Genomic DNA, 26,470 nt, shown 5'->3' on the forward strand with positions numbered 1-26,470 from the left:
TGGAAAGTGAGAGAAGATGATTTCAAAGAGATTAGAATTGGTGGCGTCCTTTGTGCCTCAAGGATCCATTTTACTTGATGTGGGGAGTGACCATGCTTATCTGCCTATCGAGTTGGTCGAGAGAGGGCAAATTGAAGCTGCCATTGCAGGCGAAGTTGTGGTTGGTCCCTACCAATCTGCGGTCAAAAATGTTGAGGCCCACGGCTTGGAAGAAAAAATCCAAGTCCGTTTAGCCAATGGCTTGGCAGCCTTTGAAGAGGCAGACCAGGTATCGGTTATCACCATTGCTGGTATGGGAGGGCGTTTGATTGCGACCATATTAGGAGAAGGATTGGATAAACTTGCGAGTGTAGAACGTTTAATCCTCCAGCCTAATAATCGTGAAGACGACTTGCGCATCTGGCTACAGGGTAACGGTTTTCGGATTGTAGCAGAAAGCATCTTAGAAGAAGCTGGCAAATTTTATGAAATTCTAGTGGTGGAAGCGGGACAAATGAAGCTATCAGCCAGTGACCTTCGCTTTGGCCCCTTCTTGTCCAAAGAAGCCAGCCCAATCTTTGTCCAAAAATGGCAAAAAGAAGCGGCTAAGCTAGAATTTGCTCTTAGCCAAATCCCAGAAAAAAATCTGGAGGAACGTCAAGTTTTAGTAGATAAAATTCAAGCCATCAAGGAGGTGCTTCCATGCTAGCAAGTGAAGTAATACAAGCTTATGAAGCCTTTTGCCCTCAGGAATTTTCAATGGAGGGTGACAGTCGTGGCCTGCAAATTGGCACTTTGGACAAGGATATCCAAAGTGTCATGGTGGCTCTCGATATTCGTGAAGAAACGGTGGCAGAGGCCATTGAAAAGGATGTGGACTTGATTATCGTCAAGCACGCGCCTATCTTTCGTCCGATCAAGGACTTGGTAGCTAGCCGTCCGCAAAATCAGATTTACATCGACCTCATCAAGCATGACATCGCAGTTTATGTCAGTCATACTAATATCGACATTGTAGAGAATGGTCTCAATGACTGGTTCTGCCAGATGCTAGGCATTGAGGAGACGACTTATCTCCAGGAAACAGGCCCAGGACGTGGGATTGGGCGTATTGGTGACATTCAACCACAGACTTTTGGAGCATTTACTCAGCATGTCAAGCAAGTCTTTGGTCTAGATAGTCTTCGAATGGTTCATTATCAAGAGAGTGATTTGCAGAAGCCCATTTCAAGAGTAGCCATCTGTGGTGGTAGTGGTCAATCTTTCTATAAGGATGCTTTAGCAAAGGGAGCAGATGTCTATATAACTGGTGATATATACTATCACACAGCTCAGGATATGCTGTCTGATGGTTTGCTGGCATTGGACCCGGGCCACTATATCGAAATTCTTTTTGTCGAAAAAATTGCTGACCTACTTACTCAATGGAAGGCAGAAAAGGATTGGGCCATTGATATCATACCTAGCCAAGCATCGACCAATCCTTTCCACCATATCTAGTTAGGAAGTGAAGACAATGAAAAAAGTTGCCATTATTGGAGCAGGGATTGTAGGGGCAACTGCTGCCTACTACCTCTCCAAAGAAGCAGATTTAGAGGTGACCGTTTTTGACCATGGTCAAGGTCAGGCTACCAAGGCAGCAGCGGGAATTATCAGTCCTTGGTTTTCAAAACGCCGTAATAAAGCCTGGTATAAGATGGCGCGCTTGGGAGCTGACTTTTACGTGGATTTGTTGGCTGATTTAGAAAAGTCAGGACAGGAAACCGACTTTTACCAGCGTTCGGGAGTTTTTCTCTTGAAAAAGGATGAATCCAAGTTAGAAGAACTCTATGAACTAGCACTCCAGCGTAGGGAAGAATCTCCCTTGATAGGTCAATTAGCCATTTTAGACCAAGCATCTACAAATGAATTATTCCCTGGTTTGCAGGGATTTGACAGCCTGCTCTATGCTTCTGGTGGGGCACGGGTGGATGGCCACCTATTAGTGACTCGTTTGCTAGAAGCCAGTCAAGTCAAGCTGGTCAAAGAAAAAGTGAGTCTGACACCTTTAGCAACTGGCTATCAGATTGGCGAAGAGGTGTTTGATCAGCTTATTCTAGCGACGGGAGCTTGGTTGGGGGACATTTTGGAACCTTTAGGATATGAGGTAGATGTTCGTCCCCAAAAGGGGCAACTCCGAGATTATCAGCTTGCCCAAGACATGGAATCATACCCTGTTGTCATGCCAGAAGGGGAGTGGGATTTGATCCCTTTTGCAGGTGGGAAATTGTCCTTAGGCGCTACTCATGAAAATGATATGGGATTTGATTTGACGGTGGATGAAACCTTGCTCCAACAAATGGAGGATGCGGCCTTGCCTCACTACCCAGCCTTGGCTGAAGCTACTATAAGAGGTGAGCGTGTGGGAATCCGCGCCTATACCAGTGATTTCTCGCCATTTTTTGGGCAAGTCCCAGGCTTAGCAGGTGTCTATGCTGCTAGCGGACTAGGGTCATCAGGTCTGACAACGGGTCCTATCATTGGTTACCACTTAGCTCAACTGATCCAAGATAAGGAGTTGACCTTGGATCCAGTAAATTATCCAATTGCAAACTATGTCAAACGAGTAAAAAGTGAATAATACTCAATGAAAATCAAAGAGCAAACTGGGAAGCTAGCCGCAGGCTATACTAGAGTACGGCAAGGTGAAGCTGACGTGGTTTGAAGAGATTTTCGAAGAGTATAAGCATTTTACTGAAATTTTAGCCTCCCCTCTAGGATGGCAAATGACATTCCCTATCAAAAATGGTAAAATAAGAAAAAATGATTCGAGAATAGAGGAAAAAAGATGCAAGAAAAAATTTTGGTAACAGGTGGAGCAGGTTTTATCGGAACCCACACTGTTATTGAGTTGATCCAAGCAGGTCATCAAGTGGTTGTAGTGGATAATCTTGTCAATAGCAATCGTAAAAGTATAGAAGTTGTTGAGAGAATTACAGGGGTTGAAGTGCCTTTCTATGAGGCAGATATCCGTGATACAGATACTCTAAGAGATATTTTCAAGCAGGAAGAACCGACTGGTGTGATTCACTTTGCGGGCTTGAAGGCTGTTGGCGAATCAACCCGTATCCCTCTTGCCTACTATGACAACAATATCGCTGGAACTCTTAGTCTTTTAAAAGTTATGGAAGAAGCAAACTGTAAGAATATCATCTTCAGCTCTTCTGCGACAGTTTACGGAGATCCTCACACGGTTCCAATCTTAGAAGATTTCCCACTTTCAGTGACCAATCCGTATGGCCGTACTAAGCTTATGTTAGAGGAAATTTTGACTGATATCTACAAAGCAGACTCAGAATGGAATGTGGTCTTGCTTCGTTACTTTAACCCAATCGGAGCACATGAGAGTGGAGATTTAGGAGAAAATCCAAACGGTATTCCAAATAATCTCTTACCATATGTGACTCAGGTAGCTGTTGGAAAATTAGAGCAAGTACAAGTCTTCGGAGACGATTATGATACGGAAGATGGAACTGGTGTTCGTGACTATATCCACGTAGTGGACCTTGCAAAAGGACACGTCGCAGCTCTACAAAAGATCCAAAAGGGGTCTGGCCTTAACATTTATAACCTTGGAACAGGCAAAGGCTACTCTGTTCTTGAAATTATTCAAAATATGGAAAAAGCAGTAGGACATCCAATTCCTTACCGCATCGTAGAACGCCGCCCAGGAGACATCGCTGCCTGTTATTCAGATCCTGCAAAAGCCAAAGCAGAACTCGGATGGGAAGCAGAATTTGATATCACGAAAATGTGTGAAGACGCATGGCGTTGGCAAAGTAAGCATCCAAACGGATTTGAAGACTAAGATAATGATTTCAATCATTGTCCCCTGTTTAAATGAAGAGGAAGTACTTCCTCTTTTTTATCAGTCTGTTGAAGATTTGCTTCCTGACCTGGGAGCAGAGGTCGAGTATGTCTTTGTAGACGATGGCTCAAGCGATGGAACCTTAGAGCTTTTGAAGGCTTATCGAGAGCAAAATCCTGCGGTGCATTATATCTCGTTCTCACGAAATTTTGGGAAGGAGGCAGCTCTGTACGCAGGCTTGCAGCATGCAACTGGAGACCTGGTGGTGGTGATGGATGCAGACCTCCAGGATCCTCCTAGCATGCTACTTGAGATGAAAGCCTTACTAGACCAAAATGCAGACTTGGACTGTGTTGGGACACGGAGAACTAGTCGGGAGGGAGAACCCTTCTTTCGCAGTTTCTGTGCTGATCTTTTTTACCGCCTCATGCAAAAAATTAGCCCAGTGGCCTTGCCTTCAGGTGTCCGTGATTTTCGCATGATGAGAAGGTCTGTGGTAGATGCTATTTTAACCCTGACCGAGTCCAATCGGTTCTCTAAAGGGCTCTTTGCCTGGGTGGGCTTTAAAACGCACTATCTTGATTATCCAAACGTTGAACGACAGGCTGGCAAGACCAGTTGGAGTTTTAGACAGCTCTTTTTCTACTCGATTGAAGGGATTCTCAATTTTTCAGATTTCCCCTTGAGTATAGCCTTTGTAGCTGGACTCCTATCTTGTTTTATTTCTTTTATGATGACTGTTTTTGTAGTGTTTCGGACTCTCATTTTGGGAAATCCAACATCTGGCTGGACCTCTCTGATGGCTGTCATTCTCTTTCTTGGGGGGATTCAACTTCTGACCATTGGAATTCTGGGCAAGTATATCAGTAAGATTTACCTGGAAACCAAAAAAAGACCACTCTTCCTCATCAAAGAAAAAAGTGATCTTTCTATTTTTGAAGGAAAAAATAACCGGAAAAGACTATAATTTTACCTAGAAATATGCTAAACTAGTAGGTGAAGGGATTAAAGTGATAAAGAGAATCTACAAAATCAATCTCCCTTTTAAACTATGATGGATCTTTTAGAAGTGCATGTGTAGGACAATTTTTGATGGCCTCTAGAACATCGCTGCTCTCAGCGATTTCTCTTTGCAATTCAACTGGATCATCGCAAAATCGAACGATTCCATTATCGTGGTAATCAAAGAGTTCAGAATAGGTTTGGCAAAGCCCGCAGGCGATGCACCGTTCAGGTATAAGTGTGAGTTTCATATTTATATTGTAATAAGAAAGTTTAAAAAATACAAGGAGTAAGGTATGGCAAAGGAACCATGGCAAGAAGATATCTATGAAAATAGTGAGGAAGAATCAAGATCAGAGCGTCGTCGCCGTAAACAAAAAGGAAAAGGTGCTGTTGCGAATCGTGTCTTAACCGTTCTAGCTAGCCTCTTCTTTGTGATTGTTGTAGCGATGGTAGTTGTATTGATTTACTTATCAACCGGAGGAAGCAATCGTACTTCATCTTTGAAGGACTTCTATGATACATCGTCTCCTTCTACAAGTTCAAGTTCTAAAGTAGAAGCATCGTCATCTTCAAGTAGCAAGGTAGAAGAAACATCTTCTTCTGAAACAACTCCTTCAGAGAGCAGTTCAGAAGAACACACAGAAGGAGAGGGAACAATCACAGTGCATCCTGGAGAGGGTGAGGCAGCTCTTGCTCAACGTGCAGGGATTTCCATTGCCCAGCTAGAAGCCCTAAATCCTTCTCACATGTCATCTGGATCTTGGTTTGCCAACCCAGGTGATGTGATCAAGACAAGATAGGAGTCGGTCATGAAGACAATTCAAATTGCTATCGATGGTCCAGCTTCGAGTGGTAAGAGTACGGTCGCAAAGATTGTCGCTAAAGATTTTGGTTACACTTATCTCGATACAGGTGCTATGTATCGTGCTGCGACTTATATAGCGCTCAAGCACCAGTTGGATGCGGGAAATGTAGACCAACTTCTTGAGCTTCTTAACCAACACCCCATTAGTTTTGGTCGTTCAGAAACAGGTGAGCAACTTGTTTTTGTAGGGGATGTTGAGATTACGCATCCGATTCGTGAAAATGAAGTGACCAACAAGGTTTCAAGCATTGCTGCCATTCCTGAGGTGCGTGAGAAACTGGTTTCGCTCCAGCAAGAGATTGCCCAGCAAGGTGGTATCGTCATGGATGGGCGTGATATCGGGACGGTTGTTTTACCACAAGCTGAACTCAAGATTTTCCTAGTAGCTTCTGTTGGAGAAAGAGCAGAGCGTCGTTACAAGGAAAATATTGCTAAAGGGATTGAGACTGACTTGGAAACGCTGAAAGAAGAGATTGCTGCGCGTGACTACAAGGATAGTCATCGTGAAACCTCGCCTCTCAAACAGGCTGAGGATGCAGTTTACCTTGACACAACTGGACTAAGTATCCAAGAAGTGGTCGAAAAAATTGAATCAGAAGCAAAAAAATATATGTCCTAGTGACAGGTGAAGCAGGCTAAGGCTAGCCTGCTTCTTTTCTCTCTTTAGGGAGTATTTGAAAACAGTCTTTTTGGGAGAATTTTGATAAAATAGTAGTATCAATGAAAAGGATGGAAGCATGACAAAGAAAATTGTAGCCATTTGGGCCCAGGATGAAAAAGGTGTGATTGGGAAGGAAAATCGTCTCCCTTGGCATTTGCCGGCAGAGTTGCAACATTTTAAGGAAACAACTTTAAATCATGCTATACTGATGGGGCGAGTGACCTTTGATGGCATGGGACGTCGTCTGCTTCCCAAACGGCAAACCCTGATTTTAACGCGCAATAGCGAAGAAGTCATAGATGGGGCGCTCGTATTTCAAGATGTGGAGTCTGTTTTAGCGTGGTATCAGAGTCAGGAAAAAAATCTTTATATCATCGGCGGAAAGCAGATTTTTCAGGCTTTTGAGCCGTATTTAGATGAAATTATCGTGACACAGATTCATGCTCAGGTGGAGGGAGATACCTATTTTCCTGAGGAGTTTGACTTGTCTCGTTTTGAGACAGTCTCAAGCAAATCTTACACCCGAGATGAGAAAAATGACTATGATTTTACCATCGAATACCGAGATAGAAAGGAAGTCTAATGGAGCGCAGTATATTTGGATTTTTCACAGCTTTTTTGTGTGTAATCTGTATTTTGACTGGAGCACAGGCTTTTCGTAAGAAGCGCTATGGACTGTCTGCCTTACTCTGGTTGAATGCTTTTACCAATCTAGTAAACAGTGTCCACGCTTTTTATATGACCTTATTTTAGATAGAATGATAAATTAGAACGGAAGGAAATCATGCCTACAAATAGGAAAAATGATATGATGGTTTATTGCTCATTTTGTGGCAAAAGCCAAGAAGAAGTAAAGAAAATAATCGCTGGGAACAATGCCTTTATCTGTAATGAATGTGTGGAATTGGCTCAGGAAATCATTCGGGAGGAGTTGGCTGAGGAAGTCTTGGCAGACTTGTCTGAAGTACCGAAACCAATCGAGCTCCTCAATATCTTGAACCACTATGTGATCGGTCAGGATCGTGCCAAACGTGCCTTGGCAGTGGCAGTTTACAACCACTACAAACGCATCAATTTCCACGATACGCGTGAAGAGTCAGAAGATGTGGATTTGCAGAAGTCAAACATCTTGATGATTGGTCCAACTGGTTCTGGGAAAACTTTCTTGGCTCAGACTTTGGCTAAGAGCTTGAATGTACCTTTTGCTATTGCAGATGCGACAGCTCTTACTGAGGCTGGGTATGTGGGTGAGGACGTGGAAAATATCCTCCTCAAACTCTTGCAGGCCGCTGACTTTAACATCGAACGTGCAGAACGTGGGATTATCTACGTGGATGAAATTGACAAGATTGCCAAGAAGAGTGAGAACGTGTCTATCACACGTGACGTTTCGGGTGAAGGTGTGCAACAAGCCCTTCTTAAGATTATCGAGGGAACTGTCGCTAGTGTGCCGCCTCAAGGTGGACGCAAGCATCCACAACAAGAGATGATTCAAGTGGACACCAAGAATATCCTCTTTATCGTGGGTGGTGCTTTTGATGGCATCGAAGAAATCGTTAAACAACGTCTGGGTGAAAAGGTTATTGGCTTTGGTCAAAATAGCAAAGCGATTGACGAAAACAGCTCTTACATGCAAGAAATCATCGCAGAGGATATTCAAAAATTCGGTATTATTCCTGAGTTGATTGGACGCTTGCCTGTCTTTGCTGCTCTTGAGCAATTGACGGTCGATGACTTGGTTCGCATCTTGAAAGAGCCAAGAAATGCCTTGGTCAAACAATACCAAACCTTGCTTTCTTATGATGACGTTGAATTGGAATTTGACGACGAAGCCCTTCAAGAAATCGCTAATAAAGCCATCGAACGCAAAACGGGTGCGCGTGGTCTTCGCTCCATCATCGAAGAAACCATGCTAGATGTTATGTTTGAAGTACCGAGTCAGGAAAATGTGAAATTGGTCCGCATCACTAAAGAAGCTGTTGATGGAACGGATAAACCGATCCTGGAAACAGCCTAGAGGTGACTATGGAAATCAATACACACAATGCTGAAATCTTGCTCAGCGCGGCTAATAAGTCCCACTATCCGCAGGATGACCTCCCAGAGATTGCCCTTGCAGGGCGTTCAAATGTTGGCAAGTCTAGCTTTATCAACACTATGCTGAACCGCAAAAATCTTGCCCGTACATCAGGGAAACCTGGGAAAACCCAGCTCCTTAACTTTTTTAACATTGATGACAAGATGCGTTTTGTGGATGTACCAGGTTATGGCTATGCCCGCGTTTCCAAAAAGGAACGTGAAAAGTGGGGCCGCATGATTGAGGAGTACCTCACAACTCGTGAAAATCTCCGTGCGGTGGTCAGTCTGGTTGACCTCCGCCATGACCCATCAGCAGATGATGTGCAGATGTACGAATTTCTCAAGTATTATGAGATTCCGGTTATCATCGTTGCGACCAAGGCGGACAAGATTCCTCGTGGTAAGTGGAATAAGCACGAATCAGCAATCAAAAAGAAATTAAACTTTGACCCAAGTGACGACTTCATCCTCTTTTCATCTGTCAGCAAGGCAGGGATGGATCAGGCTTGGGATGCAATATTAGAAAAATTGTGAGGGAAAGAAATGGCAAAAACAATTCATACAGATAAGGCTCCAAAGGCTATCGGACCATATGTCCAAGGGAAAATCGTTGGTAATCTTTTGTTTGCTAGCGGTCAAGTTCCTCTATCTCCTGAAACTGGAGAAATTGTAGGAGAAACGATCCAAGAACAGACAGAACAAGTCTTGAAAAATATCGGTGCTATTTTGGCTGAAGCAGGAACAGACTTTGACCATGTTGTCAAAACAACTTGCTTCTTGAGCGATATGAACGATTTTGTTCCTTTTAACGAGGTTTACCAGACTGCCTTTAAAGAGGAGTTTCCAGCTCGTTCAGCTGTAGAGGTTGCACGTCTTCCTCGTGATGTAAAAGTCGAAATTGAAGTGATCGCAGAGATTGGATAAGCTAGTTGAAGTTTGGCTCTGCCAAACTTTTTTTGATATAAGGAGAGATAGATGACAAAGAAACAACTTCACCTGGTGATTGTGACAGGGATGAGTGGCGCAGGGAAAACAGTAGCCATTCAGTCCTTTGAGGATTTAGGATATTTCACGATTGACAACATGCCGCCAGCCCTCTTGCCAAAGTTTTTGCAGTTGGTAGAGACCAAGGATGATGACCACAAACTGGCTTTGGTAGTGGATATGCGGAGCCGTTCCTTCTTTTCTGAGATTCAAGCTGTTTTGGATGAATTGGAAAACCAAGATGAATTGGATTTCAAAATTCTCTTTTTGGATGCAAAAGATAAGGAATTGGTGGCACGCTATAAGGAAACGAGAAGAAGTCACCCTCTAGCAGCAGATGGTCGAATTTTAGATGGCATCAAGCTGGAACGTGAACTCTTAGCACCTTTGAAAAACATGAGCCAAAATGTGGTGGATACGACAGAACTCACTCCGCGTGAACTTCGTAAAACCATTGCAGAGCAATTTTCAGACCAAGAGCAAGCCCAGTCTTTCCGTATCGAAGTCATGTCTTTTGGATTCAAGTATGGTATCCCTATTGATGCAGACTTGGTCTTTGATGTCCGTTTCTTGCCAAATCCATACTACCTTCCGGAGCTCCGGAATCAAACAGGTGAGGATCGAGCAGTTTATGACTATGTGATGAATCATGAAGAGTCTGAAAGTTTCTATCAGCACTTACTCGCCTTGATTGAGCCTATTTTGCCAAGTTACAAAAAAGAAGGCAAGTCCGTTTTGACCATTGCAGTAGGATGTACAGGTGGGCAGCACCGTAGTGTAGCCTTTGCCAAGCGCTTAGCTGAGGATTTATCCAAAAACTGGCCTGTCAATGAAAGCCATCGTGACAAAGACAGAAGAAAGGAAACGGTAAACCGTTCATGAGAAAACCAAAGATAACGGTGATTGGTGGAGGAACTGGTATCCCCGTCATTTTAAAAAGCTTGCGGGAAAAGGATGTTGATATCGCAGCCATCGTAACGGTAGCTGATGATGGTGGTTCTTCTGGTGAGCTAAGAAAGAATATCCAACAACTGACACCACCAGGTGATCTTCGAAATGTTCTGGTAGCCATGTCGGATATGCCTAAATTTTATGAGAAGGTTTTTCAGTACCGTTTTTCAGAAGACGCTGGTGCTTTTGCGGGTCATCCACTGGGGAATATCATCATAGCTGGGCTCTCTGAAATGCAAGGGTCCACTTATAATGCCATGCAGCTGCTAAGTCTCTTTTTCCACACAACAGGAAAAATCTACCCCTCAAGCGATCATCCTTTGACACTGCATGCAGTCTTTAAAGACGGTTCTGAGGTGGCAGGTGAGAGCCACATTGCAGATCATCCAGGCATGATCGACCATGTCTATGTGACCAATACCTTGGATGATGAAACACCCCAAGCCAGCCGTCGAGTAGTCAATACTATTCTCGAGAGTGACATGATCGTCTTGGGGCCTGGTTCACTCTTTACATCAATTTTGCCAAATATTGTCATTGAGGAGATTGGGCAAGCACTCTTGGAAACCAAGGCGGAAATCGCCTATGTCTGCAATATCATGACCCAGCGTGGGGAAACAGAGCACTTTTCAGACAGTGACCACGTGGAAGTCCTCCATCGCCATCTAGGTCGGCCTTTTATTGATACGGTCTTGGTCAATATCGAAAAGGTACCTAGAGAATACATGGATACCAACCGTTTTGATGAGTATTTGGTTCAGGTAGAGCATGACTTTGCTGGTCTTTGCAAACAGGTTCCTCGTGTGATTTCATCCAACTTCCTTCGTTTGGAAAATGGAGGAGCCTTCCATGATGGCGATTTGATTGTAGATGAATTGATGCGCATCATACAGGTGAGAAAATGAGTTTTACAGTTGCAGTAAAAGAGGAAATTCTTGGTCAACATCATCTCAGTCGCCATGAACTGTCGGCCATTATCAAGATGTCTGGCAGTATCGGTCTCTCGACTTCAGGCTTGACCTTGTCCGTCGTGACTGAAAATGCCAAGTTAGCTCGGCACCTTTATGAGTCCTTTCTCCATTTTTATGATATTAAGTCAGAAATTCGACACCATCAGAGAAGCAATCTTCGTAAAAATCGTGTCTACACGGTCTATACCGATGAGAGGGTGCAGGAGCTTTTAGCTGATTTGCGGCTTGCGGATTCCTTCTTTGGTTTGGAGACAGGCATTGATCCCGATATCTTAGCGGATGAGGAGGCTGGTCGTGCTTACTTATGTGGGGCCTTTCTGGCAAATGGTAGCATCCGAGATCCTGAGTCTGGCAAGTACCAGTTGGAGATTAGTTCTGTTTATCTGGACCATGCCCAAGGATTGGCCTCTCTCCTTCAGCAGTTTTTATTGGACGCCAAGGTTATTGAACGCAAGAAAGGTGCAGTTACCTATCTCCAGCGTGCAGAAGACATCATGGATTTCTTGATCGTGATTGGGGCCATGCAGGCGCGTGATAATTTTGAGCGTGTCAAGATTTTGCGTGAAACTCGTAACGATCTCAATAGAGCCAATAACGCTGAAACAGCCAATATCGCTCGGACGGTTTCTGCCAGTATGAAGACCATTAATAATATCAGTAAAATCAAAGATAGAATGGGTTTGGAAAATTTACCTGTGGATTTGCAAGAGGTGGCTCAGTTGCGAATCCAGCACCCAGACTACTCTATCCAGCAGTTGGCGGATAGCCTGAGCAATCCCCTAACCAAAAGTGGCGTCAATCACAGACTTAGAAAAATAAACAAGATTGCAGATGAATTATAAAACCACGGATTGTTCAATCCGTGGTTCTTTTCTTATAAACTTGTTGAGTGTTTTGGTTGCACTTTTTGGTCAGGGTCGATGTAGTTGATGGCATTGTTAACAGCTGTTGGAGCTTCCCCCAGTCCTGTCGCAATCAAATCAATTTTTCCTTCATAGTAGCAGCAGTCGCCGATAGCATAGATACCTGCTTGGCTAGATTCTTGCTTGCTGTTGACGATAATCTTGTGACGGTTGAGGTCCAGACCCCAGTTTTTAAGGTTACCGACAGAAGATTTGAAGCCGTAGTTGACAAAGAGGTGGTCTACTTCGATAGTTTCGGTTTCATCTGATTTAACTTTGGTGATTTCTAGTTTGTCGAGTGTTTTTCCATCTCCGAGAAGTTGGCTAGGGACGAACGGTGTTTTAATGGTTACAGACGATTCTTGCAGGGCTTGCACACTATGTTCCAAGGCGCGGAAATTATCTCTGCGGTGAACGAGAGTAGTTGGGGCAATCTTTTCAAAAGCTAGAGCCCAGTCCACAGCTGAGTCTCCCCCACCAAGGATGGTCACCTTCTTACCAGCGTATTGTTGGATATTGGAAACGTGGTAGTGGATATTTTCATAGTCTTCAACGTTCTCCAATTCGAGCGGACGTGGTTTGAAGGCACCACCACCCATGGCAATGATAACTGTTTTAGTCAGGTGGCTACCTTTGTTGGTTGTGATGGTAAATCCTTGATCTTGTTTCTCAATTTCAAGAACGGTTTCGTTGAGGTGAACAGGTGTTTCAAAGCCGTCTAGCTGTTCAATCAAGCGATTGGTCAACTCTTCTCCAGTTAAGTTTGGAAAACCTGGCACATCAAGGATTTGCTTTTCAGGGTAGAGGATGGCTGGTTGACCACCGAGTTGAGGAAGAGAGTCGATGATTTGGACTTTGGCTTGGCGTAGGTGGGCATAAAAGGCAGCAAAGAGCCCAATAGGACCGCCACCTACAATGGTAATATCATAGAGTTGAGACATGATTTCTCCTTTGTTTTTTCTAGTCAGTTTATTTTATCATATTTTTGCTTAATTTAAAATGAGGTAGGATAGGGAAAAAATAGGCAAAAAATGATATAATGATGAGTAAAGTGTTTTGACAGGGAGGAGGCCAAGGATGAATTTTCAACAATTATCCAATTTACAATACTGGACGAGTTTGTTTTCAAGTCCTTGGAGTATAGTCACCAATCTGATTGATATTCTCATTGTGACTTATATTTTATATCATTTTACTAAAGCTATCGCAGGCACCAAGATTATGATATTGGTCCGTGGAGTCTTAGTTTTTATTCTAGCCCAGATTCTTTCCAATATGATTGGTTTAACGACTATTTCCTGGTTGATCAATCAGATCATCACCTACGGGGTGATTGCAGCGGTGGTTATCTTTTCACCAGAGATTCGGACGGGTCTAGAGCGGTTGGGCCGGGCTACTGATTTCTTCTCCAATGCCCCAATTAGCGCAGAAGAGCAAATGATTCGTGCCTTTGTCAAATCAGTCGAATACATGAGCCCGCGTAAAATTGGTGCTCTGGTAGCTGTTCAGCGAGTGAGAACTTTACAGGAATACATCTCGACGGGGATTCCCCTAGATGCCAAGATTTCAGCTGAATTGCTCATCAACATTTTTATTCCTAACACTCCCTTGCATGATGGTGCTGTCATTATCAAGGAAGACCGGATTGCTGTAACTTCAGCCTATCTACCCTTGACTGAAGATACCGGGATTTCCAAGGAGTTTGGAACGCGTCACAGGGCGGCGATTGGTTTGTCGGAAGTATCAGATGCTCTTACCTTTGTGGTTTCGGAAGAAACGGGTGGAATCTCCATCACCTATAATGGAGTCTTTAAGCATGATTTGACCTTGGAAGAGTTTGAATCGGAGTTAAGAAGAATCTTACTTCCAAAATCAGAGAAAAAGCAAGGTCTGAAAGAGCGCTTGCTAGGAGGATTGAAACATGAGAAAAAATAGTCTATATATCATTTCTTCCTTCTTTTTCGCCTGCATTCTCTTTATCTATGCAACATTGACAAACTATCAGAATAGCAACAGTGCCAGACAGGTGCGGACGGAGACTTATACAAACACAGTTCTTAATGTCCCAATTGATATTCAGTATGACAGTGATCAGTATTTTATCAGTGGTTTTACATCTGAGGTGACGGTCTTTCTAACAGGGTCAAACAGAGTTGCTTTAGCGAGTGAGATGCAGGAAAGTACCCGCAAATTTAAGGTGACGGCTGATCTTTCTGATGCCAGTGTAGGAACCATCGAAGTTCCTCTGACTATTGAAAATTTACCGAGTGGTTTGACGGCTGTTGCGACACCGCAAAAGATAACAGTTAAGGTCGGTAAAAAAGCAAAACGAGACAATGTCATTGTTGTGCCGGAGATTGACCCTAGTCAGATTGATTCTCGCGTGAAAATCGATACAGTTACTGTATCAGATGAAAAAGTAACGGTTATTAGTGATGAGGAAACCCTCTCCAAAGTAGATCGTGTCATTGCTATCTTACCGACGAGTGAACGGATAACTGGAAACTACTCGTCCTCTGTTCCTCTACAAGCAGTCGATAAAAATGGAAATGTCTTACCAAGCGTCATTATGCCGTTTGACACAACTATGAAAATTACAACAAAAACAGCAACGTCTAGTTCAAGTAACTCGTCAACAAGTTCCTCAGAAGGCAGTTCGTCTTCAACGAGTTCAGAAACAAAATCAGATTCGTCTAAACAACAATAATAGAAAAGGATGATAAATAAAATGGGTAAATATTTTGGGACCGATGGAGTCCGTGGAGAAGCAAACGTAGAACTGACACCAGAATTGGCCTTTAAACTAGGCCGTTTTGGTGGATATGTTCTTAGCCAACACGAAACAGAAGCCCCTAAAGTCTTTGTAGGACGTGATACACGTATCTCAGGAGAAATGCTAGAATCTGCCTTGGTAGCGGGTCTCCTCTCAGTAGGGATTCACGTCTACAAACTCGGTGTCCTTGCAACACCAGCAGTAGCCTATTTGGTTAAAACTGAGGGAGCTAGTGCGGGTGTCATGATTTCCGCTAGCCACAACCCAGCCCTTGATAATGGAATTAAGTTCTTTGGTGGGGATGGTTTCAAACTTGATGATGAAAAAGAAGCAGAAATCGAAGCCTTGCTAGATGCTGCTGAAGATACTCTTCCTCGTCCAAGTGCAGAAGGTTTAGGAACCTTGGTGGACTATCCAGAAGGTTTGCGTAAGTACGAGGGCTACCTTGTTTCAACTGGAACTCCTCTTGAAGGAATGAAAGTGGCCTTGGACACAGCGAACGGTGCAGCGTCTACAAGTGCTCGCCAGATTTTCGCTAATCTTGGTGCTCAGTTGACAGTTATCGGTGAGACACCAGATGGTCTTAATATCAACTTGAATGTTGGTTCAACTCACCCAGAAGCTCTTCAAGAAGTAGTCAAAGAAAGCCAGTCAGCTATTGGTTTAGCCTTCGACGGAGACAGTGACCGTTTGATTGCTGTTGATGAAAATGGTGACATCGTTGATGGTGATAAGATCATGTACATCATCGGGAAATACCTTTCTGAAAAAGGCCAGTTAGCTCAAAACACCATCGTGACAACGGTTATGTCTAACCTTGGGTTCCATAAGGCCTTGGATCGTGAAGGTATCAACAAGGTTGTCACTGCGGTTGGTGACCGCTATGTCGTCGAAGAAATGAGAAAATCAGGCTATAACCTTGGTGGTGAACAGTCTGGTCACGTTATCTTGATGGATTACAATACGACAGGTGATGGACAGTTAACTGCCGTTCAACTAACAAAAGTTATACGGGAAACCGGTAAAACCTTGTCTCAACTGGCATCAGAAGTAACGATTTACCCACAAAAACTGGTCAATATCCGAGTGGAAAATGCCATGAAAGAAAAAGCCATGGAAGTACCAGCCATCAAGGCAATCATCGAAAAGATGGAAGGAGAAATGGCAGGAAACGGCCGTATCCTTGTTCGCCCAAGTGGTACCGAACCTCTCTTGCGAGTTATGGCAGAGGCACCTACAACAGAAGAAGTCAATTACTATGTAGATACGATTGCTACTGTTGTTAAAGATGAGATCGGTATTGACTAAAGACTAGAAAACTAGATGAAATGATAAAAATGTGGTACAATTGCATAGTAAATTGTAGCAATGGGAGAGAGAAATGAATCTTAAACGAGAACAAGAATTTGTTAGCCAGTATCACTTTGATGCTCGTAACTTTGAATGGGAAAATGAAAATGGGGCTCCTGAAACCAAGGTAGATGTGAATTTCCAGTTGCTCCAATACGACCAAGAAAACCAAGTAACCTCGCTAGTTGTTATCTTGAGCTTTATGATTGTCTTTGACAAATTTGTTATCAGTGGAACGATTTCTCAAGTTAACCATGTGGAAGGTCGTATTGTTAACGAACCAAGTGAATTTAACCAAGAAGAAGTTGAAACCTTGGCACGTCCATGCTTGAACATGCTCAACCGTTTGACGTATGAAGTAACAGAAATCGCCTTGGATCTTCCAGGGATCAATTTGGAGTTTTAGTCATGAAATTAGCTGTCATTACAGATTCTTCAGCCTATTTAGAGGAGAAGACGCTGCAAAGAGAGAATCTATTTATCTTGGATATTCCTGTCAATATTGATGGGGAGGAGTATGTTGAAGGTGTCAATCTGACTGCTGAGGAATTTTATCAAAAAATGGCTCAGTCTGCAGAATTGCCTAAAACTAGTCAACCAAGTATTGCCAAATTGGATGAGATTCTAAGTTCCTTGAAAGATGAAGGCTATACCCATGTCTTGGGACTCTTTCTTTCGTCAGGAATTTCAGGCTTTTATCAGAACATCCAATACATGTTGGATGAGTATGATGGCTTGACCATTGCCTTTCCAGATACCCATATCACAAGTTCCCCTCTAGGATTTATGGTAGAGAGTGCCTTTGAATGGGCAGAACAAGGCGATGATTTTGCCCAGATTCAGGAGAAGTTGGCTATCCAAATTGCTGATAATTCAGCCTTTATCATAGTAGATGACCTTGATCATTTGGTTAAGGGAGGACGTTTGTCAAATGGGGCAGCTATCTTAGGGAATCTCCTCAGTATCAAGCCTATCCTTTACTTTAATGACCAAGGAGTGATTGAAGTTTACGAAAAAGTTCGTACAGAAAAGAAGGCAATCAAACGTTTGGTGGAAATCATCAAAGAGTCGACAAAAGATGGGAATTACCGTATCACAGTCATACATGGCAATGCTCCTCAAAAGGCAGCGGACTTACGTCAGCTTTTGATGGAGAGTGGTGTGACTGCTGAGATTCCAATTGCAACCTTTGGTAGTGTCATTGGAACCCACCTTGGAGAAGGTAGTATCGCTTTAAGCTATACGCCAGTCGTCTAGATTGTTCTTACAAGCTTTGTATCTTAGAAATTGAACATGGCCTGCCTGCCTCTTGAAAAAAGATGCCTGTCTTTCCTTTCGTGGAAAGTCAGCGCTATTTCCTATTTTTCATGGGCAGCTAACGTCCTTTGTATCTTGATAATTGAACACGCCTGGAACCCTGTGTGAAAAAGATAGTTCTTCCAAGGAGGAGACACTCCTTGATCAGAACTCCTATTTTCACTTTGTGTTCTTACAGGCTTTGTATCTTAGACAGGAGTAGAGATGAGTATTCGAGTAATTATTGCCGGGTTTAAGGGAAAGATGGGCCAAGCTGCCTGTCAGATGGTCTTGGCTGATCCGGACTTGGACTTGGTCGCAGTTTTGGATCCGTTTGAGTCTGCGTCAGAATGGCAGGGAATTCCTGTCTTCAATGATAAGGCTGACTTGGCTGGTTTTGAAGCGGATGTCTGGGTAGATTTTACAACTCCAGCTGTTGCCTACGAAAATACACGCTTTGCTCTTGAAAATGGCTTTGCTCCAGTGGTTGGAACAACAGGCTTCACTAGTGAAGAAATTGCAGAACTCAAAGCATTTTCCCGTGAACAAGATTTGGGTGGCTTGATTGCCCCTAACTTTGCCTTGGGAGCTGTCTTGCTGATGCAATTTGCGGCGCAGGCTGCCAAATATTTCCCAAATGTGGAGATTATCGAGCTCCATCATGACAAGAAAAAAGATGCTCCGAGTGGAACAGCTATCAAAACAGCTGAGTTGATGGCGGAAGTTCGGGAATCAATCCAGCAAGGTGCGCCTGATGAGGAAGAATTGATTGCAGGTGCTCGTGGTGCTAACTTTGATGGCATGCGCATACACTCAGTCCGTCTACCAGGCTTGGTAGCCCATCAGGAAGTCATCTTTGGCAATCAGGGGGAAGGATTGACCCTTCGTCATGACTCCTATGATCGCAGCTCCTTCATGACAGGGGTGAATTTGGGAATCAAAGAAGTTGTCAAGCGTCATGAGCTTGTCTATGGATTAGAACACTTATTATGAGATTAACGCAAATGCCTTCTGAATTTCAGAAGGCTTTACCAGTATTAGAAAAAATTAAAGAAGCAGGCTTTGAAGCCTATTTTGTTGGGGGCTCTGTTCGAGATGCCCTCCTCAATCGTCCCATTCACGATGTGGACATTGCGACTTCTTCCTATCCAGAGGAGACCAAGCAGATTTTTCCGAGAACAGCCGATATCGGAATCGAGCACGGAACCGTCTTAGTTTTAGAAGAGAACGAGGAGTATGAGGTAACCACCTTTCGGACCGAAGATGTCTATGTGGACTATCGCAGACCCAGCGCGGTTTCCTTTGTACGTTCGCTAGAAGAAGACCTCAAGCGCCGTGATTTCACAGTTAATGCCTTTGCCTTGGATGAGACAGGCGAAATTATTGACTTGTTTCAGGGTTTAGAGGATTTGGAAAACCAAGTCTTACGAGCAGTTGGAGTAGCTAGTGAACGTTTCAACGAAGATGCTCTGCGTATTATGCGTGGTTTTCGTTTTCAGGCCAGTCTTGGTTTTAAACTTGAGTCAGAAACTTTTGTGGCGATGAAGACTTTGACGCCACTCTTGGAGAAAATTTCTGTAGAGCGTACATTTGTTGAGTTTGATAAACTCTTGCTGGCTCCTTTTTGGCGAGTTGGTCTGTCTTCCATGATTGAGAGTCGAGCTTATGACTATCTTCCAGACATGGCAGGAAGCCAGGACAAGCTCAACAGACTGTTTGTTTTGGAGACTGATTTCACTTTTGAATCTTCTGAACAAGCCTGGGCGGCTCTCTTGTGGGCTTTGGAGATTAAAGATGCACAGCCATTTTTGAAAGCTTGGAAAACCTCACGCCAGTTTGCCAAGCAAGTACAGGATTTGCTGACCATTTTGACCCTTCGTGAAAAGGGAGGACTGAGCAAGCGCGATTGTTACCGCTTTGACTTGGATTCCCTTCTACAAGCTGAAAGTCTTCGTCAGGCTCAAGGGAAAGAAGTCAACCCACAAGCCATCACAGAAACTTACCAGAGTTTGACCATTCATGATAAGAAAGAAATCCAGATTAACGGAGGAGTTCTGATTAAGGAATATGGTTACCAGCCAGGACCAGACTTGGGAGAGATTTTAACAGAGATTGAGTTTGCCATTGTCGATGGAGAATTGGAAAATGATCGTCAAGCAATCCATGCTTACCTGAGGGAGAAAAAATGAGTGATTTTATCGTTGAAAAACTAAGTAAATCCGTCGGTGACAAGACCGTTTTTAAGGATATTTCTTTTATCATCCATGACTTGGATAGAATTGGTCTGATTGGTGTTAATGGAACGGGTAAGACAACCCTTTTGGACGTCCTTTCTGGCACTTCTGGCTTTGATGGGGACGTTAGCCCCTTTTCAGCTAAGAATGATTATAAGATTGGTTACTTGACCCAGAATCCAGACTTTGATGATAGCAAGACGGTCTTGGATACGGTTCTGTCCAGCGACCTCAAGGAAATTCAGCTGATTCGTGAGTATGAGTTGATCATGCTCAACTACAGTGAGGACAAGCAGGCTCGTTTGGAACGGGTCATGGCAGAGATGGACTCTCTCCAAGCTTGGGAAATTGAAAGCCAGGTCAAGACGGTTCTCAGCAAGCTAGGTATTCAGGACTTGTCGACTCCAGTTGGTGAATTGTCAGGTGGTCTGAGAAGACGTGTTCAGTTGGCGCAAGTTCTCCTAGGAAACCACGACCTCTTGCTTCTGGATGAGCCGACCAACCACCTGGACATTGCGACCATTGAGTGGCTGACCCTTTTTTTGAAAAATTCCAAGAAAACCGTCCTTTTTATCACCCACGATCGTTATTTCCTAGATGCGCTGTCAACGCGAATTTTCGAGCTGGACCGAGCAGGCTTGACCGAGTATCAGGGAAATTATCAGGACTATGTTCGCCTCAAAGCAGAGCAGGATGAGCGTGACGTAGCTATGCTCCACAAAAAAGAACAACTCTATAAGCAAGAATTAGCCTGGATGCGCAGACAACCGCAAGCGCGTGCGACCAAGCAGCAGGCTCGTATCAATCGTTTCCATGACTTGAAAAAAGAAGTTTCAGGCGGCGTTGCTGAGGCAGACTTGACCATGAACTTTGAAACCAGTCGGATTGGAAAAAAAGTCATCGAGTTTCAGAATGTTTCCTTCGCCTATGAGAACAAGCCGATTTTGCAAGATTTTAACCTTTTGGTGCAAGCTAAAGACCGTATCGGTATCGTTGGGGACAACGGTGTTGGGAAATCAACCCTACTCAACTTGATTGCAGGAAGTCTTGAGCCAACTGAAGGACAAGTTGTGAGAGGGGAAACTGTTCGCATCGCCTATTTTTCTCAACAAATCGAAGGCTTGGATGAAAGCAAACGGGTCATCAATTACCTGCAGGAAGTAGCAGAGGAGGTTAAGACTAGTGGTGGTTCTACGACTTCCATTGCAGAGTTGCTAGAGCAGTTCCTCTTCCCACGTTCGACGCATGGAACCTTGATTGAGAAATTATCTGGGGGAGAGAAAAAACGCCTTTATCTCCTCAAATTGCTCTTGGAAAAACCAAATGTTCTTCTCTTGGACGAGCCTACAAATGACCTAGACATTGCAACTTTGACAGTTTTGGAGAATTTCTTGCAGGGCTTTGCGGGTCCTGTCTTGACAGTTAGCCACGACCGTTATTTCCTAGATAAGGTAGCGACCAAGATTCTCGCTTTTGAGGATGGCAAGATTCGTCCTTTCTTTGGTCATTACACCGACTACCTTGATGAAAAAGCTTTTGAAACTGATATGGCCAATCAAGTGCAAAAGGCAGAAAAGGAGAAAGTGGTCAAGGTTCGTGAAGACAAGAAACGCATGACCTACCAAGAAAAGCAGGAGTGGGCAAGCATTGAAGGCGATATTGAAGCCTTGGAAAATCGTATCGCTGCTATTGAAGAAGAAATGCAGGCAAACGGCTCTGACTTTGGTAAACTAGCTACTCTTCAAAAAGAACTAGATGAGAAAAACGAAGCACTCCTTGAAAAATACGAACGTTATGAATACCTAAGTGACTTTGATAGTTAGGTGAATAGAAAAATCCTGTCATTACGACAGGATTTTTCTATTCTTCTTTTTTGGTTTCTTGATGAAAGATATTTTGCCAAGTCTCATGGCGACGCCAGATACTGGTGTGGATGATTCCGTCCATCTCATAGCAAATAAGTTTGGTTTTCTGACTGATGGAGGTAATCTGAATATCCTTAATTGCAGCTTTAAGTTCTTTTTCAGCCTTATAGGCCTCTTTATCCATCTGCTCTCCATCTTGACGGATATAGATAAAGTCCTCAGCAAGGAGTTCTTCTAGTTGGTTTCCTTGGTCAATCAATTGCTCGCGCATGAGTAGTTTTTTGTAGACATTGTCTAAAATTTCATCTTCAGGTATAGGAGCAGGTTCGATATGGACATCGGTGTCAAATACTCCAAAACGCTCTTCTAGCATGGATTCGACCTGGTCTGCAATTTCGTGACTTTCATAGACTGATAAATCAGGATTCATCTCCAGCGTGATATCAAGGTAGATATTGCTACCATAGGTACGCCCTCTTTGGGACTTGACCTTACTAATCTTTGGAATTTCCATTATGGCCTTTTGGTAGTCTTCTAGTAGCTGGTCATCAAAACCATCTGAAAGACTGAAGGACGATTCGATAAAGATATCATAGGCTGTCTTTAAGATAAAGAAAGTGATGATGATAGCGACTAATTTATCCACAATCGGATAATTAAAACTGCTGGCTAGGATAGCAATGGAAGTACCAAGCGAGGTGACTGCATCGGAAAGATTATCTTTAGCTGCTGCCTTTAGAGCTTTGGATTTGGATTTCTTACTGAGGCGTGTGTTATAGAGATAAACGACAAACATAACCGCTGCAGAAATGATTCCTAGAAATGCTCCCAGAGGATCGATAATCGTTTGTTCCCGACTGAGGATTTTCTGAATGGTATCCCGAAGCACATCAAAGCCAACGTAGAACATGATGATGGAAGTAATCAAACTAGCTAAATCTTCAATCTTCCAGTGTCCAAAGCGGTGGTCACGGTCTGCAGGCTGGCGGGCCATCCGAATGCCAATCAGAAGAGCAACATTTCCGATAATATCGGATACGTTGTTGAAACCATCCGCTACCAAACTGGATGAATGAAGTAGATGACCAGTTGCTAATTTTGCCGCAGACAAGAATAAGTAGGTCGAGATACTGATAATGGCACCACGCTCAGCTAACTTGAGATTTGAGATTGATTGTTTCATCAAACTTCCTTTTCAGTATAAGTAATATTCTTTCATTATACTGGTTTTTGCGGGAAAATTCAAATTTAGTCCACCTTCATCGAATTTTAATGATTGAAAACTTTTCAAATTTTGATATAATAGTACTACTCAAGGGAGTAGCTGGCAGAAACCTGTGATAGTGTCGTCATTCCGAATTGTGTACTGCAAAGTATACCTTCCGGCCCTATCTTAAACAGCGAGACTTGTTATGATTAACAAGTCTCTTTTTGTTTGTCATAAAACAAAAAGAGAACTTGTTTTGCACACAATGTCAAGGAGGAGACGCATGTCAAAAGAACAAAAACGCCAAGCGTTTTATACTCAAAGTCCTGAAGAGGTCTTGAAGTCAGTTGAAGCAACTGAGCAAGGCCTTTCGTCAAGCGAAGCGCAAAAACGCCAAGCTGAATATGGACGCAATGAACTGGAAGAGGGTGAGAAAAAATCTCTCTTGGTTAAATTCATTGAACAGTTTAAGGATTTGATGATTATCATCCTAATTGCTGCAGCTATCTTATCAGTCATAACTTCTGGTGGGGAAGATATCGCAGATGCCATCATTATCCTAGCCGTGGTTATCATCAACGCTGCCTTTGGTGTTTACCAAGAAGGAAAAGCAGAAGAAGCCATCGAGGCCCTCAAGTCTATGTCCAGTCCAGCTGCTCGCGTTATTCGTGATGGGCACATGGCAGAGATTGATTCCAAAGAATTGGTGCCAGGAGATATCGTTGCCCTTGAAGCTGGTGATGTGGTACCAGCAGACCTACGTTTGCTAGAAGCCAACTCTCTTAAAATCGAAGAAGCGGCTTTGACAGGTGAGTCTGTTCCAGTTGAAAAAGACTTGACAGTCGAGCTTGCTGCAGATGCTGGTATTGGTGACCGTGTCAATATGGCCTTCCAAAACTCAAACGTGACTTATGGTCGTGGTCTTGGTGTTGTTGTCAATACAGGTATGTATACTGAAGTGGGTCATATCGCTGGCATGCTCCAAGATGCTGATGAGACGGATACACCTCTTAAACAAAACTTGAACAACCTTTCTAAGGTCTTAACCTATGCAATTTTGGTTATTGCCCTTGTTACTTTTGTAGTTGGAGTCTTCATCCAAGGCAAAGATCCACTTGGTGAGTTGATGACCTCTGTTGCGCTTGCTGTTGCAGCCATCCCAGAAGGACTTCCTGCTATCGTGACCATCGTTCTTGCCCTTGGTACTCAAGTTTTGGCAAAACGAAACTCTATCGTTCGTAAGTTGCCAGCAGTTGAAACGCTTGGTTCGACTGAGATCATCGCTTCTGATAAGACTGGTACACTTACTATGAACAAGATGACAGTCGAAAAAGTCTTCTATGATGCAGTCCTACATGACTCTGCTGATGACATTGAACTTGGCTTGGACATGCCACTACTTCGTTCAGTTGTCTTGGCTAATGATACCAAGATTGATGCGGAAGGAAACCTGATTGGTGACCCAACGGAAACAGCCTTCATCCAGTATGCCTTGGACAAGGGCTATGATGTTAAAGGATTTTTAGAGAAATATCCTCGTGTAGCTGAATTGCCGTTTGACTCAGATCGTAAACTCATGTCAACGGTTCATCCATTGCCAGATGGTCGTTTCCTCGTAGCAGTCAAAGGGGCTCCAGATCAACTTTTGAAACGTTGTGTTGCTCGTGACAAGGCTGGAGATATTGCTCCGATTGATGAGAAAGTCACTGAATTAATCCATACAAACAACTCTGACATGGCTCACCAAGCTTTGCGTGTCCTTGCAGGTGCTTATAAGATTGTAGACGGCATTCCAGAAAACCCCATTTCTGAAGAGCTTGAAAACAACTTGATCTTTACTGGTTTGATTGGGATGATTGACCCTGAACGTGCCGAAGCAGCAGAAGCCGTTCGTGTGGCTAAAGAAGCAGGAATCCGTCCAATCATGATCACTGGTGACCACCAAGACACAGCGGAAGCCATTGCCAAACGTCTGGGAATCATTGATGAAAAAGATACGGCGGACCATGTTCTGACAGGTGCGGAATTGAACGAACTTTCAGATGAAGAATTTGAAAAAGTAGTTGGTCAATACTCTGTTTACGCGCGTGTATCTCCAGAACACAAGGTTCGTATCGTGAAAGCTTGGCAAAATCAAGGTAAGGTCGTTGCCATGACAGGTGATGGTGTTAATGATGCGCCAGCTCTGAAAACAGCTGATATCGGTATCGGTATGGGAATAACTGGTACAGAGGTTTCTAAGGGGGCTTCTGATATGATTCTTGCGGATGACAACTTTGCGACCATTATCGTCGCAGTTGAAGAAGGACGTAAGGTCTTCTCAAACATTCAAAAGACTATTCAGTATCTTCTTTCTGCCAATACGGCTGAAGTATTAACCATCTTCCTGTCAACCTTGTTTGGTTGGGATGTCCTACAGCCAGTTCATCTCTTGTGGATTAACCTGGTAACGGATACCTTCCCAGCTATCGCTCTTGGCGTTGAGCCAGCTGAGCCAGGTGTTATGACCCACAAACCACGTGGACGCAAGTCAAGCTTCTTCTCAGGTGGGGTCATGAGTTCCATCATCTATCAAGGTCTCCTTCAAGGTGCCCTTGTTCTGGCTGTTTATGGTCTTGCCCTTCTTTACCCAGTTCATGTGGGTGACAATAAAGCTATCCACGCTGATGCTCTTACTATGGCCTTTGCAACACTTGGTTTGATCCAGCTCTTCCATGCCTACAATGTAAAATCTGTTTACCAGTCTATTTTGACTGTTGGTCCATTTAAATCTAAAACTTTCAACTGGTCAATCTTGGTTTCATTTATTTTACTAGCATCAACTATTGTTATCGACCCATTAGAAAGCATCTTCCACGTAACCAAACTAGACTTGTCACAATGGGCCATTGTTCTGGCTGGAAGCTTCTCAATGATACTTATTGTCGAAATCGTTAAGTTTGTTCAACGCAAGCTTGGTTTTGATAAGAACGCGATTTAAAAAGAAAGTCATCTTCGGATGGCTTTTTTTGCATTTGAGGAGAATAGTTAGGAGTTATCCACTTTTATGCTATAATAAAGTGAAATGGCAAGGAGCGAAAGAAATGGAAAAGAAAATTGTCCGAGATGTCTTATTCCTGTCGCAAGTTTCGAAAGCTGCAAGTCAGGAAGACCTTTATCTGGTTAGAGATTTACAGGATACCCTGCTAGCCAATCGCGAGACCTGTGTTGGTCTGGCGGCAAATATGATTGGGGTGCAGAAGCGGGTGATTATCTTTAATCTTGGCTTGGTTCCCATAGTTATGTTTAACCCCATTCTCCTTTCCTCTGAAGATCCTTACGAGACAGAGGAAGGTTGTTTGTCTTTGACTGGGGTACGGTCAACGACTCGCTATGAAACGATTACGGTTTCCTATCGCGATAGCAAGTGGCAGGAACAGACCATTACACTGACAGGTTTTCCAGCTCAGATCTGCCAACATGAACTGGATCATTTGGAAGGACGAATTATTTAGGAGGAAC

27 protein-coding genes are annotated in these 26,470 nt (G+C 43.5%); 24 read left to right on the plus strand and 3 right to left on the minus strand.

Going from position 1 to position 26,470, the window contains the following annotated elements; genetic code table 11:
- Window positions 1-16: 16 nt before the first annotated feature.
- The 5 genes from ACXYSL_RS04575 to ACXYSL_RS04595 all read left to right on the plus strand — a co-directional run bounded on the left by ACXYSL_RS04575 (window position 17) and on the right by ACXYSL_RS04595 (window position 4,793).
- Entirely contained in the window at window positions 17-688 is a 672-nt protein-coding gene (locus tag ACXYSL_RS04575; RefSeq protein WP_458624078.1) for a tRNA (adenine(22)-N(1))-methyltransferase, read from the plus strand.
- Complete coding sequence (locus tag ACXYSL_RS04580; RefSeq protein ID WP_084938991.1) at window positions 682-1,479, plus strand: Nif3-like dinuclear metal center hexameric protein; 798 nt, start codon at window positions 682-684, stop codon at window positions 1,477-1,479. Before ACXYSL_RS04575 ends, ACXYSL_RS04580 begins: the two co-directional genes overlap by 7 nt.
- 16 nt (window positions 1,480-1,495) lie before the next feature.
- Window positions 1,496-2,599: an NAD(P)/FAD-dependent oxidoreductase gene (locus tag ACXYSL_RS04585; RefSeq protein ID WP_084938992.1), complete on the plus strand. Its 1,104-nt coding sequence runs from the start codon at window positions 1,496-1,498 to the stop codon at window positions 2,597-2,599.
- A gap of 207 nt (window positions 2,600-2,806) precedes the next feature.
- A complete protein-coding gene (gene galE / locus ACXYSL_RS04590) occupies window positions 2,807-3,826 on the plus strand; it encodes a UDP-glucose 4-epimerase GalE (RefSeq protein ID WP_096422563.1) in 1,020 nt (339 codons plus the stop codon).
- Between the two features lie 4 nt (window positions 3,827-3,830).
- Entirely contained in the window at window positions 3,831-4,793 is a 963-nt protein-coding gene (locus ACXYSL_RS04595; protein WP_162278921.1) for a glycosyltransferase family 2 protein, read from the plus strand.
- A gap of 82 nt (window positions 4,794-4,875) precedes the next feature.
- Here ACXYSL_RS04595 and ACXYSL_RS04600 read toward each other — a convergent pair whose 3' ends face one another.
- A complete protein-coding gene (locus tag ACXYSL_RS04600) occupies window positions 4,876-5,079 on the minus strand; it encodes a ferredoxin (RefSeq protein WP_162278922.1) in 204 nt (67 codons plus the stop codon).
- A 45-nt stretch (window positions 5,080-5,124) separates the two neighbouring features.
- Here ACXYSL_RS04600 and ACXYSL_RS04605 point away from each other — a divergent pair, with 45 nt between their 5' ends.
- From ACXYSL_RS04605 to whiA, 9 genes are all read left to right on the plus strand, one after another.
- Complete coding sequence (locus ACXYSL_RS04605) at window positions 5,125-5,631, plus strand: SAG1386/EF1546 family surface-associated protein (protein ID WP_001040923.1); 507 nt, start codon at window positions 5,125-5,127, stop codon at window positions 5,629-5,631.
- Between the two features lie 9 nt (window positions 5,632-5,640).
- A complete protein-coding gene (cmk, locus tag ACXYSL_RS04610; RefSeq protein WP_084938994.1) occupies window positions 5,641-6,315 on the plus strand; it encodes a (d)CMP kinase in 675 nt (224 codons plus the stop codon).
- Window positions 6,316-6,433: 118 nt separating this feature from the next.
- Window positions 6,434-6,940, plus strand: a complete 507-nt coding sequence (locus tag ACXYSL_RS04615) for a dihydrofolate reductase (protein ID WP_458624079.1) — start codon at window positions 6,434-6,436, stop codon at window positions 6,938-6,940.
- Between the two features lie 201 nt (window positions 6,941-7,141).
- Window positions 7,142-8,374 carry an ATP-dependent Clp protease ATP-binding subunit ClpX gene (gene clpX, locus ACXYSL_RS04620; protein ID WP_458624080.1) on the plus strand — a complete coding sequence of 411 codons (1,233 nt, stop codon included), beginning with the start codon at window positions 7,142-7,144 and terminating at the stop codon, window positions 8,372-8,374.
- Window positions 8,375-8,382: 8 nt separating this feature from the next.
- A complete protein-coding gene (yihA, locus tag ACXYSL_RS04625; protein ID WP_000405196.1) occupies window positions 8,383-8,970 on the plus strand; it encodes a ribosome biogenesis GTP-binding protein YihA/YsxC in 588 nt (195 codons plus the stop codon).
- A gap of 9 nt (window positions 8,971-8,979) precedes the next feature.
- Window positions 8,980-9,360: a RidA family protein gene (locus ACXYSL_RS04630; RefSeq protein WP_001140420.1), complete on the plus strand. Its 381-nt coding sequence runs from the start codon at window positions 8,980-8,982 to the stop codon at window positions 9,358-9,360.
- A gap of 51 nt (window positions 9,361-9,411) precedes the next feature.
- Window positions 9,412-10,302 (plus strand): RNase adapter RapZ, encoded by an 891-nt coding sequence (gene rapZ / locus ACXYSL_RS04635; RefSeq protein ID WP_458624081.1) that lies wholly within the window; start codon window positions 9,412-9,414, stop codon window positions 10,300-10,302.
- Complete coding sequence (locus tag ACXYSL_RS04640; RefSeq protein WP_458624082.1) at window positions 10,299-11,276, plus strand: YvcK family protein; 978 nt, start codon at window positions 10,299-10,301, stop codon at window positions 11,274-11,276. The genes rapZ and ACXYSL_RS04640 overlap by 4 nt, the downstream gene beginning before the upstream one ends.
- The gene (gene whiA / locus ACXYSL_RS04645) at window positions 11,273-12,184 is read left to right on the plus strand and encodes a DNA-binding protein WhiA (protein WP_000011266.1); all 912 of its coding nucleotides are present in this window, start codon (window positions 11,273-11,275) and stop codon (window positions 12,182-12,184) included. Before ACXYSL_RS04640 ends, whiA begins: the two co-directional genes overlap by 4 nt.
- 32 nt (window positions 12,185-12,216) lie before the next feature.
- On the opposite strand, the gene ACXYSL_RS04650 is transcribed toward whiA, so the two are convergent.
- On the minus strand, window positions 12,217-13,185 hold the full coding sequence (locus ACXYSL_RS04650) for an NAD(P)/FAD-dependent oxidoreductase (RefSeq protein WP_458624083.1): 969 nt from the start codon (window positions 13,183-13,185) through the stop codon (window positions 12,217-12,219).
- 136 nt (window positions 13,186-13,321) lie between these two features.
- Here ACXYSL_RS04650 and cdaA point away from each other — a divergent pair, with 136 nt between their 5' ends.
- The 8 genes from cdaA (at window position 13,322) to ACXYSL_RS04690 (ending at window position 21,720) form a co-directional block, all read left to right on the plus strand.
- Window positions 13,322-14,179 carry a diadenylate cyclase CdaA gene (gene cdaA, locus ACXYSL_RS04655; RefSeq protein WP_458624084.1) on the plus strand — a complete coding sequence of 286 codons (858 nt, stop codon included), beginning with the start codon at window positions 13,322-13,324 and terminating at the stop codon, window positions 14,177-14,179.
- Window positions 14,166-14,951, plus strand: coding sequence for a CdaR family protein (locus tag ACXYSL_RS04660; RefSeq protein WP_458624085.1), 786 nt, complete (start codon window positions 14,166-14,168; stop codon window positions 14,949-14,951). The genes cdaA and ACXYSL_RS04660 overlap by 14 nt, the downstream gene beginning before the upstream one ends.
- Before the next feature lie 21 nt (window positions 14,952-14,972).
- A complete protein-coding gene (gene glmM, locus ACXYSL_RS04665) occupies window positions 14,973-16,325 on the plus strand; it encodes a phosphoglucosamine mutase (RefSeq protein WP_458624086.1) in 1,353 nt (450 codons plus the stop codon).
- A gap of 73 nt (window positions 16,326-16,398) precedes the next feature.
- Entirely contained in the window at window positions 16,399-16,773 is a 375-nt protein-coding gene (locus ACXYSL_RS04670) for a DUF1149 family protein (protein ID WP_001050095.1), read from the plus strand.
- Window positions 16,774-16,775: 2 nt separating this feature from the next.
- Window positions 16,776-17,624, plus strand: coding sequence for a DegV family protein (locus tag ACXYSL_RS04675; protein WP_458624087.1), 849 nt, complete (start codon window positions 16,776-16,778; stop codon window positions 17,622-17,624).
- 264 nt (window positions 17,625-17,888) lie between these two features.
- Complete coding sequence (gene dapB / locus ACXYSL_RS04680; protein ID WP_458624088.1) at window positions 17,889-18,656, plus strand: 4-hydroxy-tetrahydrodipicolinate reductase; 768 nt, start codon at window positions 17,889-17,891, stop codon at window positions 18,654-18,656.
- Window positions 18,653-19,852, plus strand: a complete 1,200-nt coding sequence (locus tag ACXYSL_RS04685; RefSeq protein WP_458624089.1) for a CCA tRNA nucleotidyltransferase — start codon at window positions 18,653-18,655, stop codon at window positions 19,850-19,852. Before dapB ends, ACXYSL_RS04685 begins: the two co-directional genes overlap by 4 nt.
- Window positions 19,849-21,720 carry an ABC-F family ATP-binding cassette domain-containing protein gene (locus ACXYSL_RS04690; protein ID WP_458624090.1) on the plus strand — a complete coding sequence of 624 codons (1,872 nt, stop codon included), beginning with the start codon at window positions 19,849-19,851 and terminating at the stop codon, window positions 21,718-21,720. Before ACXYSL_RS04685 ends, ACXYSL_RS04690 begins: the two co-directional genes overlap by 4 nt.
- 37 nt (window positions 21,721-21,757) lie before the next feature.
- On the opposite strand, the gene mntE is transcribed toward ACXYSL_RS04690, so the two are convergent.
- Window positions 21,758-22,945, minus strand: coding sequence for a CDF family manganese efflux transporter MntE (gene mntE / locus ACXYSL_RS04695; protein ID WP_458624091.1), 1,188 nt, complete (start codon window positions 22,943-22,945; stop codon window positions 21,758-21,760).
- A gap of 307 nt (window positions 22,946-23,252) precedes the next feature.
- Between mntE and ACXYSL_RS04700 the strand changes: the two genes are divergently transcribed.
- Window positions 23,253-25,949: a cation-translocating P-type ATPase gene (locus ACXYSL_RS04700; RefSeq protein ID WP_458624092.1), complete on the plus strand. Its 2,697-nt coding sequence runs from the start codon at window positions 23,253-23,255 to the stop codon at window positions 25,947-25,949.
- 103 nt (window positions 25,950-26,052) lie between these two features.
- The gene (locus tag ACXYSL_RS04705; protein WP_000412248.1) at window positions 26,053-26,463 is read left to right on the plus strand and encodes a peptide deformylase; all 411 of its coding nucleotides are present in this window, start codon (window positions 26,053-26,055) and stop codon (window positions 26,461-26,463) included.
- The last annotated feature ends 7 nt before the right edge of the window (window positions 26,464-26,470 follow it).

It is taken from the genome of Streptococcus sp. V913 (genome assembly GCF_054353455.1).

What these genes read in the sequence shown, in the direction of transcription:
- ACXYSL_RS04585 (WP_084938992.1), top strand. Translation starts at nt 1,496, where the DNA reads ATGAAAAAAGTTGCCATTATTGGAGCAGGGATTGTAGGGGCAACTGCT.
- ACXYSL_RS04675 (WP_458624087.1), top strand. Translation starts at nt 16,776, where the DNA reads ATGAAATTAGCTGTCATTACAGATTCTTCAGCCTATTTAGAGGAGAAG.
- ACXYSL_RS04605 (WP_001040923.1), top strand. Translation starts at nt 5,125, where the DNA reads ATGGCAAAGGAACCATGGCAAGAAGATATCTATGAAAATAGTGAGGAA.
- ACXYSL_RS04630 (WP_001140420.1), top strand. Translation starts at nt 8,980, where the DNA reads ATGGCAAAAACAATTCATACAGATAAGGCTCCAAAGGCTATCGGACCA.
- ACXYSL_RS04595 (WP_162278921.1), top strand. Translation starts at nt 3,831, where the DNA reads ATGATTTCAATCATTGTCCCCTGTTTAAATGAAGAGGAAGTACTTCCT.
- ACXYSL_RS04670 (WP_001050095.1), top strand. Translation starts at nt 16,399, where the DNA reads ATGAATCTTAAACGAGAACAAGAATTTGTTAGCCAGTATCACTTTGAT.
- yihA (WP_000405196.1), top strand. Translation starts at nt 8,383, where the DNA reads ATGGAAATCAATACACACAATGCTGAAATCTTGCTCAGCGCGGCTAAT.
- mntE (WP_458624091.1), bottom strand. Translation starts at nt 22,945, where the DNA reads ATGAAACAATCAATCTCAAATCTCAAGTTAGCTGAGCGTGGTGCCATT.
- galE (WP_096422563.1), top strand. Translation starts at nt 2,807, where the DNA reads ATGCAAGAAAAAATTTTGGTAACAGGTGGAGCAGGTTTTATCGGAACC.
- clpX (WP_458624080.1), top strand. Translation starts at nt 7,142, where the DNA reads ATGCCTACAAATAGGAAAAATGATATGATGGTTTATTGCTCATTTTGT.
- dapB (WP_458624088.1), top strand. Translation starts at nt 17,889, where the DNA reads ATGAGTATTCGAGTAATTATTGCCGGGTTTAAGGGAAAGATGGGCCAA.
- cmk (WP_084938994.1), top strand. Translation starts at nt 5,641, where the DNA reads ATGAAGACAATTCAAATTGCTATCGATGGTCCAGCTTCGAGTGGTAAG.
- glmM (WP_458624086.1), top strand. Translation starts at nt 14,973, where the DNA reads ATGGGTAAATATTTTGGGACCGATGGAGTCCGTGGAGAAGCAAACGTA.
- ACXYSL_RS04640 (WP_458624082.1), top strand. Translation starts at nt 10,299, where the DNA reads ATGAGAAAACCAAAGATAACGGTGATTGGTGGAGGAACTGGTATCCCC.
- ACXYSL_RS04660 (WP_458624085.1), top strand. Translation starts at nt 14,166, where the DNA reads ATGAGAAAAAATAGTCTATATATCATTTCTTCCTTCTTTTTCGCCTGC.
- rapZ (WP_458624081.1), top strand. Translation starts at nt 9,412, where the DNA reads ATGACAAAGAAACAACTTCACCTGGTGATTGTGACAGGGATGAGTGGC.
- ACXYSL_RS04600 (WP_162278922.1), bottom strand. Translation starts at nt 5,079, where the DNA reads ATGAAACTCACACTTATACCTGAACGGTGCATCGCCTGCGGGCTTTGC.
- ACXYSL_RS04580 (WP_084938991.1), top strand. Translation starts at nt 682, where the DNA reads ATGCTAGCAAGTGAAGTAATACAAGCTTATGAAGCCTTTTGCCCTCAG.
- cdaA (WP_458624084.1), top strand. Translation starts at nt 13,322, where the DNA reads ATGAATTTTCAACAATTATCCAATTTACAATACTGGACGAGTTTGTTT.
- ACXYSL_RS04700 (WP_458624092.1), top strand. Translation starts at nt 23,253, where the DNA reads ATGTCAAAAGAACAAAAACGCCAAGCGTTTTATACTCAAAGTCCTGAA.
- whiA (WP_000011266.1), top strand. Translation starts at nt 11,273, where the DNA reads ATGAGTTTTACAGTTGCAGTAAAAGAGGAAATTCTTGGTCAACATCAT.
- ACXYSL_RS04705 (WP_000412248.1), top strand. Translation starts at nt 26,053, where the DNA reads ATGGAAAAGAAAATTGTCCGAGATGTCTTATTCCTGTCGCAAGTTTCG.
- ACXYSL_RS04685 (WP_458624089.1), top strand. Translation starts at nt 18,653, where the DNA reads ATGAGATTAACGCAAATGCCTTCTGAATTTCAGAAGGCTTTACCAGTA.
- ACXYSL_RS04575 (WP_458624078.1), top strand. Translation starts at nt 17, where the DNA reads ATGATTTCAAAGAGATTAGAATTGGTGGCGTCCTTTGTGCCTCAAGGA.
- ACXYSL_RS04690 (WP_458624090.1), top strand. Translation starts at nt 19,849, where the DNA reads ATGAGTGATTTTATCGTTGAAAAACTAAGTAAATCCGTCGGTGACAAG.
- ACXYSL_RS04615 (WP_458624079.1), top strand. Translation starts at nt 6,434, where the DNA reads ATGACAAAGAAAATTGTAGCCATTTGGGCCCAGGATGAAAAAGGTGTG.
- ACXYSL_RS04650 (WP_458624083.1), bottom strand. Translation starts at nt 13,185, where the DNA reads ATGTCTCAACTCTATGATATTACCATTGTAGGTGGCGGTCCTATTGGG.